We start from the raw sequence: 17,790 nt of genomic DNA on the forward strand, positions 1-17,790 counted from the left end.
AATCACCCATGACCGCTCAACCGCGCATTGTTGTTGTGGGTGGTGGCCCGGCGGGGCTTGCCGCGGCGGAGCATCTGGCCGGGGCAGGTTGTGCCGTGCAGGTGATGGAGCGCATGCCAAGCCTTGGCCGCAAGTTCCTTATGGCCGGGCGGGGTGGGCTGAATATTGCCCATTCGGAGGACCACGCGGCCGTGCTGGAGCGGTATGGCCCTGCCCGGTCATGGTTGCAGCCAGCACTGGACGCATGGACCATGCCCGACATCCGGAGCTGGATGGCTGGGTTGGGGCAGGAGAGTTTTATAGGCTCATCCGGCAGGGTCTTCCCTGTAGGCATGAAGGCATCCCCCCTGCTGCGCGCATGGCTTGCCCGCCTGAATGCCGCAGGCGTTACCTTCCGCACACGTGCGGAGTGGCTGGGTTGGGGCACGGACGGGCAGCTTCTTTTTAATCTGCAACATCCGGGGGATGCGGCGGCCCATCCGACAGAAATAGCGGCAGATGCCGTTGTGCTGGCCCTTGGCGGGGCAAGCTGGCCCCGGCTGGGCAGTTCTGGCGGCTGGGCGCCTCTGCTACAACAGCGTGGGGTTGAGGTTGCGCCGCTGGAGCCTGCCAATTGTGGGTTTTGTACCCCGTGGTCTGCGCTGTTTGCCGAGCGCTTTGCGGGAACCCCCCTCAAGCCGGTTGCCCTGAGCTTTGCAGGCACACGTGTGCGTGGCGAAATTGTAGTGACCCGCACAGGGGTGGAAGGGGGCGCGTTGTATGCGCTCTCCCGCACGGTGCGGCAGGCCATTACCGCGCATGGCCAAGCCACGGTCCTGTGCGACCTGCGCCCCGATCTGAGCGAGCAGGACCTGCTGGACAGGTTACGGGCCACCCGTGTGCGGGAGAGCCTGAGCAACCGCTTGCGCAAGGCGATCAGGCTCGCGCCAGCAGCCATTGGCCTGCTGCGGGAGGCACAGGGCGAACTCCCGACCGACCCGCGTGCTCTTGCGGCCCTGATCAAGGCTCTGCCCCTTACGTTTTATGCGCCCGAACCGCTGGCGCGCGCCATTTCCACGGCTGGAGGGGTCACGCAGGCGGCGTGCGACCAGTCCTTCATGCTCAAAGCTCTTCCCGGTGTGTTTGTTGCGGGGGAAATGCTGGACTGGGAAGCCCCAACCGGGGGCTACCTGCTCCATGCCTGCCTTGCCACGGGCCGCGCGGCGGCAAAGGGTGCGGAGGCATGGTTGCGCAAGGGTGGGGCAAGGCGGTATCTCCTCCAACCATGAACAATATGATTACAATGGGGGACGTGCCGGGGGGTGGTCCGGCACAGATGGACCTTGGCGAACTACTGGCCACGCGCCTTCTGGTTCAGGGGAACTCGGGTTCTGGCAAGTCGCACCTGCTGCGGCGTTTGCTGGAGCAGTCCGCCCGTATGGTGCAGCAGGCCATTATTGACCCCGAGGGGGATTTTGTCAGTCTGGCCGAAAAATTTGGCCATCTGGTCATAGACGGAGCCGATCACTCGGAAATGGCCCTGCATGCGGCGGGCGAGCGCATGCGCATGCACCGTGCCTCCGTCGTGCTTAATCTGGAAGGGCTGGACGCGGACCAGCAGATGCGCTGGGCGGCAGCTTTTCTGGGCGGTATGTTCGAGGTGCCGCGCCAGCACTGGTACCCCGTTCTTGTGGTGGTGGACGAAGCCCAGCTTTTTGCCCCCGCCGCCGCGGGCGAGGTCTCGGACGAGGCGCGCCGGGCCTCCCTTGGGGCCATGACCAATCTGATGTGCCGTGGCCGCAAACGTGGCCTTGCAGGCATTATCGCCACGCAGCGTCTGGCCAAGCTGGCCAAGAACGTAGCGGCGGAAGCCTCCAACTTTCTGATGGGCCGCACCTTTCTTGATATTGATATGGCGCGCGCAGCCGACCTGCTGGGTATGGAACGCAGGCAGGCCGAAGCGTTCCGAGACCTCGCACGCGGCACGTTTGTGGCCCTTGGGCCAGCCCTCAGCCGCAGACCGCTCTCGGTCCGTATTGGCGCGGTCGAAACAGAAAGCCGCTCGGCCGGGCCGGTGCTTGCTCCGTTTGAACCGCCAACCGCACCCGTGCACGAGCTTATTCTGGCCCCCGTGCCGGTGCATGACCTGCCCGCCCGCCAGCGCAAGGCTCCAGCTCCTGCCGCACCAGACCTGCTTACCCAGCTTGCAGCCCACGGCGAGGCACAGGCCAGCGTGCAGGCCGAGCCTGACAGCACGGAAGATACAACCGAAACCCAAGGCGAGCGCGAAGCCCGCATGACCGCCATTTTGCGGGACATGATGGAGGATGAGGATTCGTCCTTCAGGCCCGTGCCTGTTCTGTATCAGGACTTTCTGGTGCGGTGCCGCATTGCGGGGCTGGGGCGCAACGCGCTGGACCTGCGGCGCTTCAACCGCGCGCTGGCCACGGCCCGCAGCGGTGTGAGCGAGGATATGTCGACCTCCACCGAATGGCAGGAGGCCGAAGCCCGCGCATCGGCCCTGCCGGAGGATTTGCAGGCGGTGTTTCTGTTCCTTGCCCGTGCGGCCATTGAGCGTGCCCCGTGCCCGTCTGATGCGCAGATAGCAAAAGTGTATGGCACGGTCTCCAGGGGGCGGGCACGCCGCCTGCTGGCCTGGTTTGAGGACCAGAATCTGGTCGTCCTGCGGGCCGATGGCGTGGGGCGGCGGGTGCTGACCTTTATAGGCACAGGGTGGGAAACACTGCCCGGCGTGGCCGACGGCTGACCCATCAGCCCGTTTTGTGTGGCAAAAGGCGCAAAAGAACACACCCGCGGGCATGACGGGCGGAGCGGGGAGTGCTATAGCCCGAGGCATGACGGACGACCCGCCCTTTAGCCCGGCCCTGCTGCCTGCTGGCTTTGTAGACCTGCTGACCCCCGATGCCCGAACGGAAGCACGGGGTGTGGCCACTCTTATGGATGTGTTTGCCTCCCACGGCTACGACAGCGTCCGCCCGCCTCTTATGGAATTTGAGGAGACCTACCTTGCCGGTGCAGGGGTGGCTCTGGCGGAGCAGTGCTTCAGGGTTATGGACCCCGATACACGGCGCATGATGGTCCTGCGCCCCGATATTACACCCCAGATCGCCCGTATGGCCGCGACTCGTGTTGCCGGGCTGGCGCGCCCGCTCCGTGTTTCCTACGCCGGGCCTTGTGTTGTGGTGGCGCCTGTTGCGGCGGAGGAAAGCAGCCGCCAGATCATGCAGACTGGCATTGAGCTGATCGGCCCGGATTCCCCCGAGGCAGATGCTGAAGTCATGTCCATAGGGGCAGAAGCGCTCATGCGTCTGGGGGTCAAGGATGTCTCCTTCGACCTGACCATGCCGCCCTTTATTCCCGCTTTGCTGGAAGAGGCCGGTGTGCCCGCAGCTCAGCGCCCGACCCTTATGCGCGCACTCGACCGCAAGGATGCGGCCGCCGTGGCCCAGCATGGTGGCGCGCTGGCGGCAACGCTTATTGCCCTGCTGGACGCCACAGGGGCTGCCGAGCACACTGTGGCGCAACTGGCGGAACTGACCCTGCCGCCCAAGGCCCGCATTATTCTGGACCGGCTGATTGATACGGTTGCAGCCCTGCGTGAGATTTGCCCGAACCTGCGCATGACCGTGGACCCAGTAGAGTTTCGGGGGTGGAAGTACCATACAGGTGTGTGCGTCACGCTGTTTGCCGTTGGTCGCTCCGAAGAGCTGGGGCGGGGCGGGCGCTACATCTGCAATGATAACGAACCCGCCTGCGGGCTGACCCTGCGCCCCGATGTGCTGTTTCGTATGATCCCGCCTGCACCCGCCCGTGTGCGCGTGTATCTGGCGGCGGATGCCAGCCGGCAGGAAGCCGCGGCCCTGCGGGCGCAGGGCTACGCCACCGTGCGTGGTTTTGCCACAGGGGCCAAGGCCGAGGCCGAAGCGCGGCATTTGGGGTGTGGCATTGTTCTTTCAGGCACCCAGCGGGTGGACCTTGCCTGAGGGCTTGCCCTTGGGTGTGACTTTTTTCTTTTTGACCAGCAGGCAGTTTTTTTCAGGAGCAGACCGTCTATGTCCAACGTAACCGTGATCGGCGCCCAGTGGGGCGATGAAGGCAAAGGCAAAATTGTTGACTGGCTGGCCAGCCGGGCCGACGTGGTGGTGCGTTTTCAGGGTGGTCACAATGCGGGCCATACGCTGGTGGTCGGTAATCAGGTTTACAAGCTGTCGCTCCTGCCATCGGGTGTTGTGAGCGGTAAGCTGGGTATTATTGGCAACGGTGTTGTGGTGGACCCACAGGCGCTACTGGCCGAAATTGCCCGGATTAGCGAACAGGGGCTGAAGGTTACGCCCGAAACCCTGAAGATTGCGGAAAATGTTCCCCTTATCCTACCCGTGCATGGCGCGCTTGACCGTGCGCGTGAAGCCGCGCGTGGTGACCGCAAGATTGGCACCACCGGCCGTGGCATTGGCCCTGCCTACGAGGACAAGGTTGCCCGCCGCGCCATCCGCCTGTGCGATCTGGCCGAGCCGGAAACGCTGGACTGGAAGCTGGATGAACTGCTCCTGCACCACAACACCTTGCTGGCAGGCCTTGGCGCGCCAGTTTTTGCCAAGGAAGAACTTCTGGCGTTCCTGAACGATGTTGCCCCCAAGGTGCTGCCCTTTATGGCGGCAACATGGGACATTCTGGACGATGCCCGCCGCAATGGCCGCCGCATTCTGTTCGAGGGTGCGCAGGCCGTTATGCTGGATGTGGACCACGGCACCTATCCGTTTGTGACCAGTTCCAACACGGTTGCTGCCAATGCGGGCACGGGTTCTGGCATGGGGCCATCGGCAGCAGGGTTTGTGCTGGGTATTGCCAAGGCGTACTGCACCCGTGTGGGTGAAGGGCCATTCCCGACCGAACTGCACGACAGCATTGGCCGCCGCCTTGGTGAGCGTGGGCATGAGTTTGGTACGGTTACGGGGCGTCCGCGCCGCTGTGGCTGGTTTGATGCGGTTCTGGTCCGCCATGCCGTCCGGGTTGGTGGCATAAACGGACTGGCGCTGACCAAGCTGGACGTGCTTGATGGTCTGGACGAGATCAATATTTGCGTCGGGTATGAACTGGATGGCCAGAAGATAGAACGCTTCCCCTCGGGTTCGGCAGCACAGCAGCGTGTACGCCCGATTTATGAGACGATCGAAGGGTGGAAAGAAACCACGCAGGGTGCGCGCCGCTGGGCCGACCTGCCTGCGCAGGCCATCAAATACGTCCGCCGGGTGGAAGAGCTGGTTGGCGCACCTGTAACGCTGCTGTCCACCAGCCCGGACCGTGATGACACCATTCTGGTGCGTGATCCGTTTGAAGACTGATTGATGTGACGGTTATATGACGTAACCCGTAAAGCCCCGGCCTTTGTGCCGGGGCTTTTTTGTTGGGAGTCTGCTATTTTTTCATGTGGGTCATAAAACATTCACAAAGCGGTTTTTGCTGTGTGTGCTGCGGCTTTGTGGGGGGTGCAGAGTGCCATAATGCTGTTTGTGCAGGGTTTTAGGTGGACTGGCGGTTGTTTTTTGTCATCTGCGCGTCATATCCTAGTGGCAGGTTTTCAAAGGGCATTCTGGTATGCACAAGGCAGATCTTCTGGTTGTTGAGGACGATCCGGCACTCGCCCGGCTTGTGAGCTACAATCTGGAAAAACAGGGTTACATGGTACGCCACGCGGCGGACGGAGAGGCTGCCTTGGAATATGTTCGGCAGCGTCGGCCGGACCTGATTCTGCTGGACTGGATGCTGCCCGGTATTTCCGGGTTGGAGGTCTGCCGCCGTTTGCGCGAACAGGCTAGAACAGCCGCCCTTCCCATTATTATGTTCAGTGCCCGGGGTGAGGAAGCAGACGCCATTCGTGGGCTGGATACAGGGGCGGATGACTATCTGGTCAAGCCCTTTAGCATGGATGCGCTGTTTGCCCGTGTTAAAGCCATTTTGCGCCGAGCACCCCCAGCGGATAAAACCTTGCGGTTTGATACGCTGGTCATGGACCGGGTCAGCCATAAGGTGGAGCGCGATGGTCGCCTGCTGTCGCTGGGGCCTACGGAATACCGTTTGCTGGAATTCCTTATGCTCCACCCGGCTCAGGTTTTCTCGCGCGAGGAGTTGTTGAAACACGCGTGGGAGCGCAGTTCCTTTGTGGAGTTGCGTACAGTGGATGTGCATATCCGCCGCCTGCGGCAAACCCTGAACGAAGGGGGCGGGGTGGATCTGATCCGCACCGTGCGGGCACGTGGTTATGCGCTGGATAAAGTGCAGGATCAGGACTAAGCAACACACCGCAAAAAGGGGCGGCTGATCATGCATGCTTGGCTGGCGGCACTCTGCGGTATGGCAGGGGGCGGCGCGTTGGCGGCTTTGCCGCTGTTTTTCGCGCGCTCGGACCGCTTTGAACCGATGCCCGAGGATTCGGAAAGGCAAAAAAACCGCGTAGGGCGGGACGCGGCCTCCACGGTTACGCTGGACGAGGTCATGGCCTGCCTGCCCGCAGCAACGCTGGTTCTGAACGACACGCGGCTACCGTGTGTGATTTCGGCTGAGGCCAAACGGCAGTTCACCAATAGTATTGGCAGTATTATTCGCCACCCGGCTTTTCAAAGTGCGGTGGACAGGCTGCTGGCGCAAAAAAAAGACGACCCTCTGCCAGCAGAAGCACTGATCGTGCTGGATATTCCCCACTACCGGATTGTAAGGGCATGGTTGCAGAAAAAAACCGTGCCCGATGTGTTCCTCTCCGAAGGGTACCGCAAGGGTGGGGGGGCGTTTTCGTCCAAAACAACGCTGGTTTTTGTTGCCCTGCATGATGAGACCGAGGCCGTGCTGGCCGAACGGCAGCATACGGATTTTGTGGCCTTTGCCAGCCATGAACTGCGCACGCCTTTGGCCTCTTTGCTGGGGTTCATAGAAACCCTCCAAGGCCCTGCGGCGGATGACCCGGTTATTCAAAAAGAGTTTCTGGGCATTATGTCCGAACAGGCCAAGCGCATGCAGCGTTTGCTGGACGGTCTGCTCTACCTCTCCCGCGTGCAGATGCAGGAGCACCACCGGCCCAAAGAAACAATAGGCATTGCCGAACTGCTCAAGCGCCTGTCGGACGAGGCATCGGGGCTGATTGCAGGCAAGCCTGTCCGTTTTCAGGTGCAGGCGGATGGTGTGCAGGAACTCTGCGTGCAGGGGGATGAAGCCCAGCTTTTGCAGGTGCTTATGAACCTTGTGGAAAACGCGCTCAAATACGGTCTGTTTGATCGTGGTAAACGCAATGATGAACCATTGGGCATTACGGTTGCCTGCGCGCGTGCCGCCAAAAATGCGGGTTGGCCTGCCGAACCCGGTCTGGTGCTCAGCGTTACGGATACGGGGCCGGGCATTCCCGCGCGGCATCTCAACCGTTTGACAGAGCGATTCTACCGTGTGGCCAAAACGGCAGCCAGCGTGCAGGGCAGCGGGCTGGGGCTGGCTATTGTGCAGCAGATTCTGGCCCGCCATGACGGACGGTTTGTTGTGGAGAGCACAGTGGGGGAAGGGACAAGCTGCCGCATATGGCTGCCGCTGCTGAGTTAGGATTGCGGTGTCATAAAACCGTCATCCAATTGTCCTGAAAGCATAATACCATTTTGCTCTGACTTACTTTAACCCAGAACGGCACGGCACATTTTTGTTGCCGTAAGCTTTTGCAATTGGCTCAGGGAAAAAACCAACATGCGTTTTTCAGTCAGGTCTGGAATGTGTCTGGCCGTTATGACCACCTTCCTTACGGCACTTCCAGCAGCATCTCGGGCCGAGAGCGTGACCGGTGCAGGTTCCAGCTTTGCCGCTCCGATCTATGAAGGCTGGGGTGCGGTCGCAAAGTCCGCTACTGGCGTGACCGTCAACTACCAGAGCGTTGGCTCCAGCGCAGGCCAGAACCAGATCGTGGCTGGCACGGTTGACTTTGGTGCATCCGATGCGCCGATGGACGCGCAGAAACTTGAAACCAACCATCTGTTCCAGTTCCCCACGGTTATGGGTGGCATTGTTCCGGTTGTGAACATCCCCGGCGGGATCAAGCCTGATACGATCACCCTGAGCGGTGACGTGCTGGCAGAGATCTATGCAGGCACCATCACCTCCTGGAACGATCCCAAAATTGTGGCTCTGAACCCGGACGTTAAGCTGCCAGAAGTTGCCATTGCACCTGTGCATCGCGCGGATGGTTCGGGCACGACCTTTGTGTTTACGTCCTACCTTGCTGGTTCTTCCTCCTCCTGGAAGGAAAACTACGGTGCAAGCACGTCCATCAGCTGGCCCGGTGGGCTGGGTGCGCGTGGGAATGACGGCGTTGCCGCAACCGTGCAGAACACCGAAGGTGGTATTGGTTACGTGGAATACGCTTATGCAAGCCGTAACCACCTGACCACCGTACGCCTGCGCAACCACGCTGGTGCAAGCGTTGCCGCTGGCATGAACAGCTTCTCCCACGCAGCACAGGCTGCCGACTGGGGTCACGCATCCCATTTCGCAGTGAACCTGCTGGATACGGATGGCAAGGAAGCCTGGCCGATTATGTCCGCAACCTACGTGCTGGTTCCTGTGCCTGCCCGTAATGCAGACCGTGATCAGGCCGTGCAGAAGTTCTTTAGCTGGAGCTTCAACAACGGTGATGGCATTGCCACCAAGCTGGATTACGTTCCGCTGCCCAAAACCGTTAAGGACAGCATTATGTCCGCTTGGAAAAACGGTAAATAATAAGCGTTTATAAATTTTACTGCGTATTTGAGCTTATCGGAAAGCGGCCCGGAAACGGGTCGCTTTTTTTCATAATTCCGTAACGAAACCATCACCGAAGCATCACGCACAAAAAAGTTATGGCGGGTTATTCACTCCTCATCGTTCTTATCATGGAATGGCCACAATGCGCTGTAACTCGCTTTTTTCTTCTGTTGCTCTAACGTCTTTTATGTTGGCTGGAATCGCTCCTGTGGCCGAGGCGGCTTCCACTGAGGATTCCGAAATTCGCCTGCTGCGTGCCGAAATGTCCCAGATGCGTCGGGACATGCAGCAGCAGATCGTCACCCTCAAGCATCAGCTGGCAAAAAGCGATGCGACCTCTACACGGGGCCACATGGGTCAGGCGGCGGGCCACGGCCGCAACGCCATGCACGTTGCCGATGGGAACTACGACCCGAACGTGCAGTTCGGTGAGCAGGAACCCCTTAAAAAAGTTGCGCCCGTATCCGGCGTGGGCACTCCCCCGTCCGATCGTGGTGACACCATGTCCTGGAAGGACTTCAAGGCTGCTACGGCATCTGACGAAGAAGTCCGCGTTGGTGGCATGATTGTCGGCTTCCCTAAAGGCCGCTTCACCGTTTCTTCCGAAGATGGCGCTTACGGCTTCTCTGTTGGTCTGGCCTTCCACGAAGACTTCGGTAGCTTCTTGGGAATGTCTCGGAATGGTCAAAATGGTCCTAAAGGCGATTTTGACGGTTTCTCTGAAAATGCACGCCGTATCCGTATTCCTTTTACCTTCCGCTATAAGGATTGGGTTGCCAACGTAACACCTGATTTTGGTGCGGGTGGTACTGATGGCTATACAAACGATCAGCTTCTCTATGAAGCAAATCTGAACTATACCGGGCTGCATAACACGATCCTGACGGTTGGTTACTTCCAGCCTCGCGTGACGGAAGAAGATTCCGAAAGCTCGAACGACTTCGAAATGATGGAACGTCCTACCATCACCAATATTGTTCGTAACATTGCCGCAGGGGATGCCCGCTTTAGCTTTGGTGGCCTGCATTACGAAAAACGCTGGTGGATTGCTGCATACTTTACGGGTCAGAGCTACGGTGCGCGAAAAAACAACACGGCAGCTTACCCGTATGGTGTAACGGATAGCCAGACAGGTGGCACATTCCGTGTGGCTGGTCGTCCGTATGTTTCAAAAGATATAGATCTGCATCTGGGTCTGTCTGCCATTAGTGCTTTCAAAGTTGCTCAAAACGGCAGCAGTGGTCGTACGACTAGCTTTGCTGATACACCAGAAGTGAACCTTACAAGCACAAAGCTGTTGGGTAGCGGTAGTATTGCAAATGTTGGTTCTGTCTGGGCTGCTGGCCCGGAACTAGGTTTCCGCTGGAAAAAGCTGGTTCTGAAGGGCGAATACTATCATATTGGTGTTACTCGTGGGGATAATGTGGGCGCTGCGAGTGATCCGCGTCTGACACGGACAGCCAATTTTGAAGGTTATTATGGGTCGGCAAACTATACCCTGTTTGGTAAAGGCCGCGAATATAACATCAAAGAAGGTGCATTTGGCGCTCCGGGTGTTGAGCATGAATTTGACCCCTCACGCGGTTATTGGGGTGCACTTGAAATTAGTGGCCGTTATAGCGTTTCTAACTTCAAGGATGCTTCCGCTGGGATTAATGGTAACAAGCAGACCGTTTGGTCTGGTGGCCTGAACTGGTATCCCAACCGTCACTTCCGCGTTATGCTTGATTTTAACCACTTTATGGCTTCTTCGGCACAAAAGCCGGATAGTTCTGCAACTCTTCTGGATTACAACGTGGCAGGGCGTCACGGGAACTCCCTCGCTGCTCGTGTGCAGGCTGCGTTCTAAAGCATTCTGCTTCTGGCTTTGGTCAGATATTCAGTGTGAAAAAGGGCCATTCGAAAGAATGGCCCTTTTTTTATGCATGGAGCGGGATGGTAAAAGCCGCGCTATTGGATTGGCTTATTGCTTTTCCCGGTATTACCGGTCGGTGTTTGCTGGCTTGGTGTGCCGGGATTGTTCCGTGCAAGGCTGGTTTTGCCCAAACCTGATGCGTATAAGGTTTGGGCTGTTTTTTAGCGTGCGTAACCGTACCCATAAGCGGGCTGGGGTGCGGGCAGGACGTTCTTGTAAGCAATCATGCACGCCACGTACGCATTGTTATACTGCGTTTGAATGCCGCCCTGCTGACTGTTGGAGTAGAGGCTGCCCCCCAGACCACCACCCATGGCCCCGGCGGCGGCACCAATGCCCGCGCCTGCGCCACCACCGGCGGCAGCGCCAAGGCCCGCACCCAGAGCAGTGGCCGCAAGGCCGCCATAAATAGCTTTATGGTTCTGGCGTTCGGCCTGCCCCTGCACGGCGGCGGCGGCCTGAGAGCGGCAGAAATTCTGTTCCTGAAGGAACTGTCCATAGTCCTTGCCCGGGCCGGGAAGCACCTGTGCGGTTGGCCCCATTGGGGTTTCCGCGCAGCCTGCCAGCAGAAGAACAGGCAAAAAAGCTATGGAAAGCGTTGTAAACTTCATCTCACTTTCTCCAAGTTATATTGGATGATGTTAAAGTGAGAGGACTATGTCATTTTTTTTGAAGTAGAGGAATAATAGAAAAAAGGTGGCAAGGCCGCTATGCTTGGCTGGCCTTGCCCTCCTTGTTGTTCAGGGTGTGGCGTTCAGCCGGGTGACCAGGAGCTGGTTGATGCGGAAACCCTCTACGTCCACCACTTCAAACCGGAAGCCCGAGGCATCTACCCTGTCAGTTTTGCGCGCCATGCGGCGCAGGCGATGCATGATAAAGCCGCTGATCGTGTCAAACTGCTCATGGTCGGGCAGGTTGGCAATATCCAGCTCCCGCATAACCTCCCCAATGGGGGCGGCGCCATCGACCAGCCAGGAATTGGCGTCACGCTGAACAATGGCCTGTTCTTCAAACGGACTGGCCAGACCGTCCATCAGCACACCCATAATGTCCTTGAAGGTGATCAGGCCCACAACCAGCCCATATTCGTTCACCACCAGCGCAAAACCTACGCCCGAAGTATCAAACTGGGCCAGTGTGTCCCACAGGTTCAGGGTTTCGGGCACGGAGGGCACATCACGCCGCATACGGGCAATGGGGTTGGAATGTGGGCGACCAGACGGGGCAGTGGACGGGTCCACAACCGAGGCCAGAACGTCTTCGGCGCGGATGGAGCCAATAACCTTATCCAGCCCACCATTGCACAGCGGATAGCGTGAATAGGGTTCCATCCGCACTTTTTCATGATTGTGTTCAGGAGTGTCCTGAATATCGAGAAAAATAATTTCGTCCCGGGGGGTCATGGCGGATGTGACCGAACGGTCCTGTAGGCCCAGAACATTTTCGATCATCTGGTGTTCCTGCTGGAGCAGGGCGCCAGAGGCCGTGCCTGCGGCCAAAATGGCGTGCAGGTCTTCTGGTGTTACGGGTTCTACTGCGGAAGCTGCGGGAATTTTGAGCGCTTTGAGCACCACATCGGAAATTTTGGAAAAAATCCAGACCACCGGGTAGAGGATTCGGAGCGCCAGCCGAGGGAACCAGCCAACGGCCAAGGCTACCTTGTCCGGGTTGCTCATGGCGACCCGTTTGGGCAGCAGGTCGGCAAACAGCACAAACATGCCGGTTACAAAAATAAAGCTGAAGGTGGAGGCCAGATTTTGCGCCCACCAGTCAGAAAGGTTCCATTGGGTAAAAAAGGCGGCCAGTGGGGGGGACAGCATTTCGGAGCTGACAATACCGCCCATAATGCCCACGCCGTTCAGGCAGATCTGGATAACGGTTATAACCTGCCCGCTATTGCGGCGGAGCGCCAGAAAGGCTTGGGCTCGCGGGTCTCCTGCTTCTGCGCGGCTGCGGAGTCTGACTTCTCGTGCGGCGGCAAAGGAGATTTCGGAAAGCGCGATCAGGATACTGATTGCGATAAGCAGAACAAGGGTCAGCAGACCCATTATGAACAGGAGCAAGAGAACGTCCGCTATACTATTAGGATGCCACAGTATGAACAAAAAGTGAGCCGCTGACCAGCACGATTCCAATTGTATTTTTTATGTCACGCATAAAATACGCGGAACTTCAAAACTCTGTCAGGTCGGGACGTTGGGGCTTTGCAGGCGTTGGTTAAAGGCTAGCGTGCTGTGCCGCCTTTGCGGCGGTCTCTATTTTTGACTGTCTGTTCAGCTCTGTCGGAATGAAAACTGATGTTTGATGCGCTCTACCTAGAAAAAGCAGGCCAGACGGCCACGCTGCGGACCCTGCCGGAAACAGCCTTGCCTGAGGGAGAGGTTACAGTGCGCATTCACTGGTCGGGTCTGAACTACAAGGATGCGCTGGCCGTGACCGGGCGCGGCCCTGTTGTGCGGGCGTGGCCTATGGTGCCGGGTATTGATTTTGCTGGTGTGGTTGAGCGGTCTGCCAACCCCGATTTTGTGGTCGGGCAGGAGGTTATGCTCAATGGCTGGGGTGTGGGCGAAAAACACTGGGGCGGCCTTGCGCAAAAAGCCCGTGTGCCCGGAGCATGGTTGCTGCCCGTGCCGCAGGGGCTGACTGGCCAGCAGGCCATGGCGCTGGGCACGGCGGGGTTTACAGCCATGTTGTGTGTGCAGGCACTGGTGCGCGAGGGCGTGGCCCCAGACCACGGCCCTGTTCTGGTAAGCGGGGCCACGGGTGGTGTTGGTAGTGTGGCGGTCATGTTGCTCGCCAAAATGGGGTATGAGGTTGTGGCTCTGACGGGGCGTCTGGAGGAGCAGCCTTATCTGCACCGGCTTGGGGCTGCGGAGGTGCTGGCCCGCTCACATTTTGAAATGCCGTCCCGACCATTGGAAAAAGCCCGTTGGGCTGGAGCGGTGGATGTGGTTGGGGGGCAGGTTCTGGCCTCCATCTGTGCTGCCATGAAACCGCAGGGTGTGGTGGCGGCCTGCGGTTTGGCGGGTGGGATGGATTTTCCCGCAACTGTTGCTCCATTTATTTTGCGCGGTGTGACGTTGGTGGGGATAGACAGTGTGATGTGTCCAGCGCCTGTTCGGCAGGGCGCATGGGAGCGTCTGGCACAGTTGATCAATACAGCCGAACTGGCGGATATGACTCGGGTTATTCCTTTATCCGCAGCACCAACTGCCGCGGCAGATCTGCTGGACGGAAAAGTAAAAGGCCGCGTTGTTGTTCAGGTGCCCTGATCAAAGACCATCTGGCTGCATGAAGGGGGCGGGAGCCGCCTTCTGCGCCAAGATATAATTTATAAATTTATGTAAGTGTTGGGCTGAAGCAAAGTCGTCTGGGCATAAAGGTTGGGAAAACTATAAAAATATACACGCAGGTAAAATTAAAAATAACGAATAGTGTAAAAATAAATAAACAATAAATAAAATATAAAATTATTTTCTATGCAAGAAAAGTAAAAATTTAACAAATTATAAACGATGTTGTGTGCGTAATATCGTTTCAAGACAAATTTATTTTTGAATATACATAGATGTGTGGGTGTTGAGAAAATTCTCAACATCGCATTTCTCTTGACAAAACTTACATCCAAATATAATTAATCATAATTGTTAATTAAACAATGTAAGTATGGGGTCATGGAATCCACATCCGCCCAACCTCACGGTGCCGATATGACAAAGGGACTGGCCCGCATTGCGCGCGGCTGGTTGCTGGGTTCCGTGGTGGCTGGGGGTGTGTCGGCTGTTCTGCTGGTGTGCCAGTTTATTCTTCTTGCCCACATCGTGGATGACATGGCTTTTCACGGGCACGGCCTGTATGCGCAAAAACAGACGCTTGGGCTAATCCTTGCCTGCCTTGTGGGGCAGGTGGGGGCGCGTTTTGCATCCGATATTATGGGTACACGGGCTGGTTTGCGCGTGGCCCGCCATGTTCAGGGGCAATTACTGGCACATCTGTTTGCGGCGGGGCCTGTCGCCTGTGCTGGTGTACCAGCGGGGGAAGTGGCCACGACCTTTACAGAGGGCGCACAAGCGCTGGTGCCCTATTTTGCCCGGTATGTACCTTCTGCAGCCATGATGGTGGTTCTGCCGCTGCTTATTCTGGCCGTTGTGGCGGGGGTGGATGGGTGGAGCTTTTTTGTGCTGGCCTGCACAGGTCCGCTTGTGCCGGTCTTTATGGCCTTTGTTGGTTATGGCGCTCAGGCTGTTATGGATCGGCGGTGGCGTGAGTTGTCCCTGCTTGGCGGCAGTTTTCTGGATGCTTTGCGGGGGTTGAAAACCCTGCGGTTGTTTGGTCGTACGCAAGATAGTCTGGACCGTATTGCCCATCTGGCGGACGCGCACGGGCGAACCACCCTGTCTGTTATGAAAGTGGCGTTCCTGACCTCTGCGGCGCTGGAGTTTTTCTCCAGCCTTTCCATTGCGCTGATTGCGGTTGTTTTTGGCTCACGCCTGCTGGCGGGTACGGCGGACTTTCGGTCTGCTTTTCTGGTGCTGTTGCTTGCTCCAGAATATTTTATGCCCTTGCGCACGTTCTCGGCCAGCTATCACGCCCGCCAGAATGCGCGTGCCGCCATGGACCGTATGGGCACCCTGTTTGCCTTGCCTGCTCTGGCACGCCGTTATGGCGCACAAACGCCCTATGCGGGGGGTGTGGTTCAAAGCCTGAACTGCACAGGGCTGGAAGTGCATAGCCCCGAAGGTGCGGCCATATTGCAGGATGTAACCTGCCATTTTATCCGCAACCGCCTAACGGTTGTTACCGGGGCAAGTGGTGCGGGTAAAACCACATTGCTCAATACCATATTGGGTTTTTTGCAGCCCACGGCTGGCAGGTTGGAGGCTTGGGATGAATCCGGTCGGCCGATCCCGCTGGATTGCCTGCGCATGGCCTGGGTTCCGCAGCGCCCACTTATGGTTTTTGGAACCGTGGCGGATAATTTGCGGCTTGGTGTGCCGGACGTGGATGTCCAGCAGTTGCGGCAAGCCGCGGCAACGGCCGATGCCCTTGGTTTTATTGAGGCGCTACCAGATGGGTTTGATACGCATATAGGCGAACGGGGTAGCCGCCTGTCTGGCGGGCAGGTGCGCCGTCTGGCTCTGGCGCGGGCGCTGCTGCAAAACCCTGATGTTCTGGTGCTGGATGAACCAACCGCTGGTTTGGACGTGGCAAGTGCCATGCATGTGGCCAATGCCATCCGCCGTTGTGCGGTGGGGCGTATTGTTGTGGTTGCAACCCACCGGCAGGCATTGGCCGATCTGGCCGATGTGCTGGTGCATGTAACGAACGGCACGCTCGCAATACTGCCGACGCAAAAGGAAACTGTCGCATGACCATGCCGCAAAATCCTTTGAGGAGCAGCCACGGAGTGGTGGGGGTGCGCGGGTTTTTCCGCCTTGCGGAGGGGGTGCGCTGGCGCTTGGCTCTTGGGGTAGGGTTTGCCTGTGCGGCGGCTTTGGCAAGTTTTGGTTTGCTGGCGCTGTCAGGTTGGCTGTTGGCCGGGGCGGCTGTTGCGGGGCTTGGGGGGCAGGCTGCCGCGCGGGCGTTCAATATTATGTTGCCAGCAACGGGTGTGCGTTTTTTTGCTTTGGTGCGCATTTTGGCCCGGTATCTGGAGCGGGTTGTGGCGCATGATGGTGCGCTCCGTTTGGGTGGGCGTTTGCGAGGGTGGGTTTATGCGCGCCTTGCCCCGTTAGCTCCTGCCGGGCTGACCGATCTGCAAGGTGGCGACCTGCTGGGGCGTTTTGTCTCGGATACGGACCGGGTTGCGGCGTATTACACGGATGTGGCCCTCCCTTTTTGCCGGGCAATGCTCTGCGGTGTGGTTTTTGTGGGAGTGTTCGCCTGCTTTCTGCGTCTAGCAGCCTTTGCTCTGGCTGTGGGCCTGCTGCTTGGTGGTGTGCTTGTGCCGCTTCTGGTTGGTTCTGCCATGGACCGGCTGGTGCGTGTGGCAGCGCAAAAGCAAAGTCATGTTCAGGCGGAGCTGGCACAAACACTCCAGAACATGGGGGAATATCTGCTGTGGGATGCCGCGCGCAGCCGGAGCGAAGGCTGGCAGACCCAGCAGGCGGTTATGGATAATGCACGTTGGAAACTGGACGTGGTGGAAAGTGCCGCGCGCAGCCTGATCAGCATAATCACATTTGTAACGGCTTTGGGTGTTCTCATTCTGGCTGCCAGCGCCTGCCATGCCGGGCAATTGCATGTTGCGGAAGTGCCTATGCTGGTTTTGGGGGTTCTGGCTGCATTTGATGTGGCGGCACCATTGCCCATGGCGCGGCAGGCCGCCGCGGAAGCGGGGCTTGCGCTCATGCGGCTGGAGTCAGCCAGCGCTCCCGGTGGTCCGGTTGTTATGGTGGAGCAGGCCCGCCAGCCACACACACCGTATGATCTGGAGGTGCAGGATGTGAGTTTTGCATATCCCAAATCTATTACGCCTGTTTTCCAGAATGCCAGCCTGACCATCCGGCAGGGGGAGCATGTGGCGCTGGTCGGCCCATCGGGTGTTGGCAAAAGTAGCCTGATCAACCTGCTGTTTGGCTTTTACGCGCCCCATAGTGGCAGCATACGCTTTGGTGGTGTGGATGTCAGCACATTGCGGGCGGAAGACATGGCGGCTTTTATTGGTGTCGCCACGCAGGATTTCCATCTGTTTGCTGGCACACTGCGAGATAACCTGCTGCTTGCGGCACCCCAGGCAACAGAGCAGGAGCTTGCAGATGTGTTGGAAACAGCCCAACTGACCCAATTTATTCAGTCTTTACCAGATGGTTTGCAAACATGGGTCGGTAATGACGGGCTGCGTCTTTCTGGTGGGCAGGCCCGCCGGGTGGCTGTGGCTCAGGCCCTGCTGCGTGGCACACCATGGCTGGTTCTGGATGAACCAACCGAAGGGCTGGATGCCCCTCTTGAACAGGCCCTTATGGCAGCGTTGGTGCAGCACAGTGCCCGGACAACCATTTTGTGCATAACCCACCGTCAGGCGGTGTTGCCGTTCATGCACAGGGTTGTCCGGGTGGAGAACGCCTGCTTTTGCCCCGGAGGAGGGAGCGACATGAAGCACTGAA

13 protein-coding genes are annotated in these 17,790 nt (G+C 58.3%); 11 read left to right on the forward strand and 2 right to left on the reverse strand.

Going from position 1 to position 17,790, the window contains the following annotated elements; all coding sequences use genetic code 11:
* Positions 1-8 precede the first annotated feature (8 nt).
* The 8 genes from AABE20_RS09320 (at position 9) to AABE20_RS09355 (ending at position 10,618) form a co-directional block, all read left to right on the forward strand.
* Positions 9-1,268 (forward strand): TIGR03862 family flavoprotein, encoded by a 1,260-nt coding sequence (locus AABE20_RS09320; RefSeq protein ID WP_338332795.1) that lies wholly within the window; start codon positions 9-11, stop codon positions 1,266-1,268.
* On the forward strand, positions 1,265-2,746 hold the full coding sequence (locus AABE20_RS09325) for a helicase HerA domain-containing protein (protein ID WP_338332796.1): 1,482 nt from the start codon (positions 1,265-1,267) through the stop codon (positions 2,744-2,746). Before AABE20_RS09320 ends, AABE20_RS09325 begins: the two co-directional genes overlap by 4 nt.
* Before the next feature lie 52 nt (positions 2,747-2,798).
* A complete protein-coding gene (locus AABE20_RS09330) occupies positions 2,799-3,983 on the forward strand; it encodes an ATP phosphoribosyltransferase regulatory subunit (protein ID WP_338332797.1) in 1,185 nt (394 codons plus the stop codon).
* A gap of 69 nt (positions 3,984-4,052) precedes the next feature.
* Positions 4,053-5,342 (forward strand): adenylosuccinate synthase, encoded by a 1,290-nt coding sequence (locus tag AABE20_RS09335; RefSeq protein ID WP_338332798.1) that lies wholly within the window; start codon positions 4,053-4,055, stop codon positions 5,340-5,342.
* A 253-nt stretch (positions 5,343-5,595) separates the two neighbouring features.
* Entirely contained in the window at positions 5,596-6,291 is a 696-nt protein-coding gene (gene phoB, locus AABE20_RS09340) for a phosphate regulon transcriptional regulator PhoB (RefSeq protein ID WP_338332799.1), read from the forward strand.
* Between the two features lie 30 nt (positions 6,292-6,321).
* Positions 6,322-7,581 carry a sensor histidine kinase gene (locus AABE20_RS09345; protein WP_338332800.1) on the forward strand — a complete coding sequence of 420 codons (1,260 nt, stop codon included), beginning with the start codon at positions 6,322-6,324 and terminating at the stop codon, positions 7,579-7,581.
* Positions 7,582-7,719: 138 nt separating this feature from the next.
* On the forward strand, positions 7,720-8,745 hold the full coding sequence (gene pstS / locus AABE20_RS09350) for a phosphate ABC transporter substrate-binding protein PstS (RefSeq protein WP_338332801.1): 1,026 nt from the start codon (positions 7,720-7,722) through the stop codon (positions 8,743-8,745).
* Positions 8,746-8,902: 157 nt separating this feature from the next.
* Entirely contained in the window at positions 8,903-10,618 is a 1,716-nt protein-coding gene (locus AABE20_RS09355) for an OprO/OprP family phosphate-selective porin (protein WP_338332802.1), read from the forward strand.
* A 227-nt stretch (positions 10,619-10,845) separates the two neighbouring features.
* Here the strand turns inward: AABE20_RS09355 and AABE20_RS09360 are convergent, their stop codons facing one another.
* Positions 10,846-11,295, reverse strand: coding sequence for a glycine zipper family protein (locus AABE20_RS09360; RefSeq protein WP_338332803.1), 450 nt, complete (start codon positions 11,293-11,295; stop codon positions 10,846-10,848).
* 129 nt (positions 11,296-11,424) lie between these two features.
* Positions 11,425-12,747, reverse strand: a complete 1,323-nt coding sequence (locus tag AABE20_RS09365) for a hemolysin family protein (RefSeq protein WP_338332804.1) — start codon at positions 12,745-12,747, stop codon at positions 11,425-11,427.
* A 234-nt stretch (positions 12,748-12,981) separates the two neighbouring features.
* On the opposite strand from AABE20_RS09365, the gene acuI reads away from it, so the two are divergent.
* The 3 genes from acuI to cydC all read left to right on the forward strand — a co-directional run bounded on the left by acuI (position 12,982) and on the right by cydC (position 17,789).
* Positions 12,982-13,956 (forward strand): acrylyl-CoA reductase (NADPH), encoded by a 975-nt coding sequence (acuI, locus tag AABE20_RS09370; protein ID WP_338332805.1) that lies wholly within the window; start codon positions 12,982-12,984, stop codon positions 13,954-13,956.
* A 438-nt stretch (positions 13,957-14,394) separates the two neighbouring features.
* A complete protein-coding gene (gene cydD / locus AABE20_RS09375) occupies positions 14,395-16,056 on the forward strand; it encodes a thiol reductant ABC exporter subunit CydD (protein WP_338332806.1) in 1,662 nt (553 codons plus the stop codon).
* Positions 16,053-17,789, forward strand: coding sequence for a thiol reductant ABC exporter subunit CydC (cydC, locus tag AABE20_RS09380; RefSeq protein ID WP_338332807.1), 1,737 nt, complete (start codon positions 16,053-16,055; stop codon positions 17,787-17,789). The genes cydD and cydC overlap by 4 nt, the downstream gene beginning before the upstream one ends.
* Position 17,790 lies beyond the last annotated feature (1 nt).

Origin of the sequence: Acetobacter zythi (assembly GCF_963921165.1) — a bacterium.
Taxonomy (GTDB): domain Bacteria; phylum Pseudomonadota; class Alphaproteobacteria; order Acetobacterales; family Acetobacteraceae; genus Acetobacter.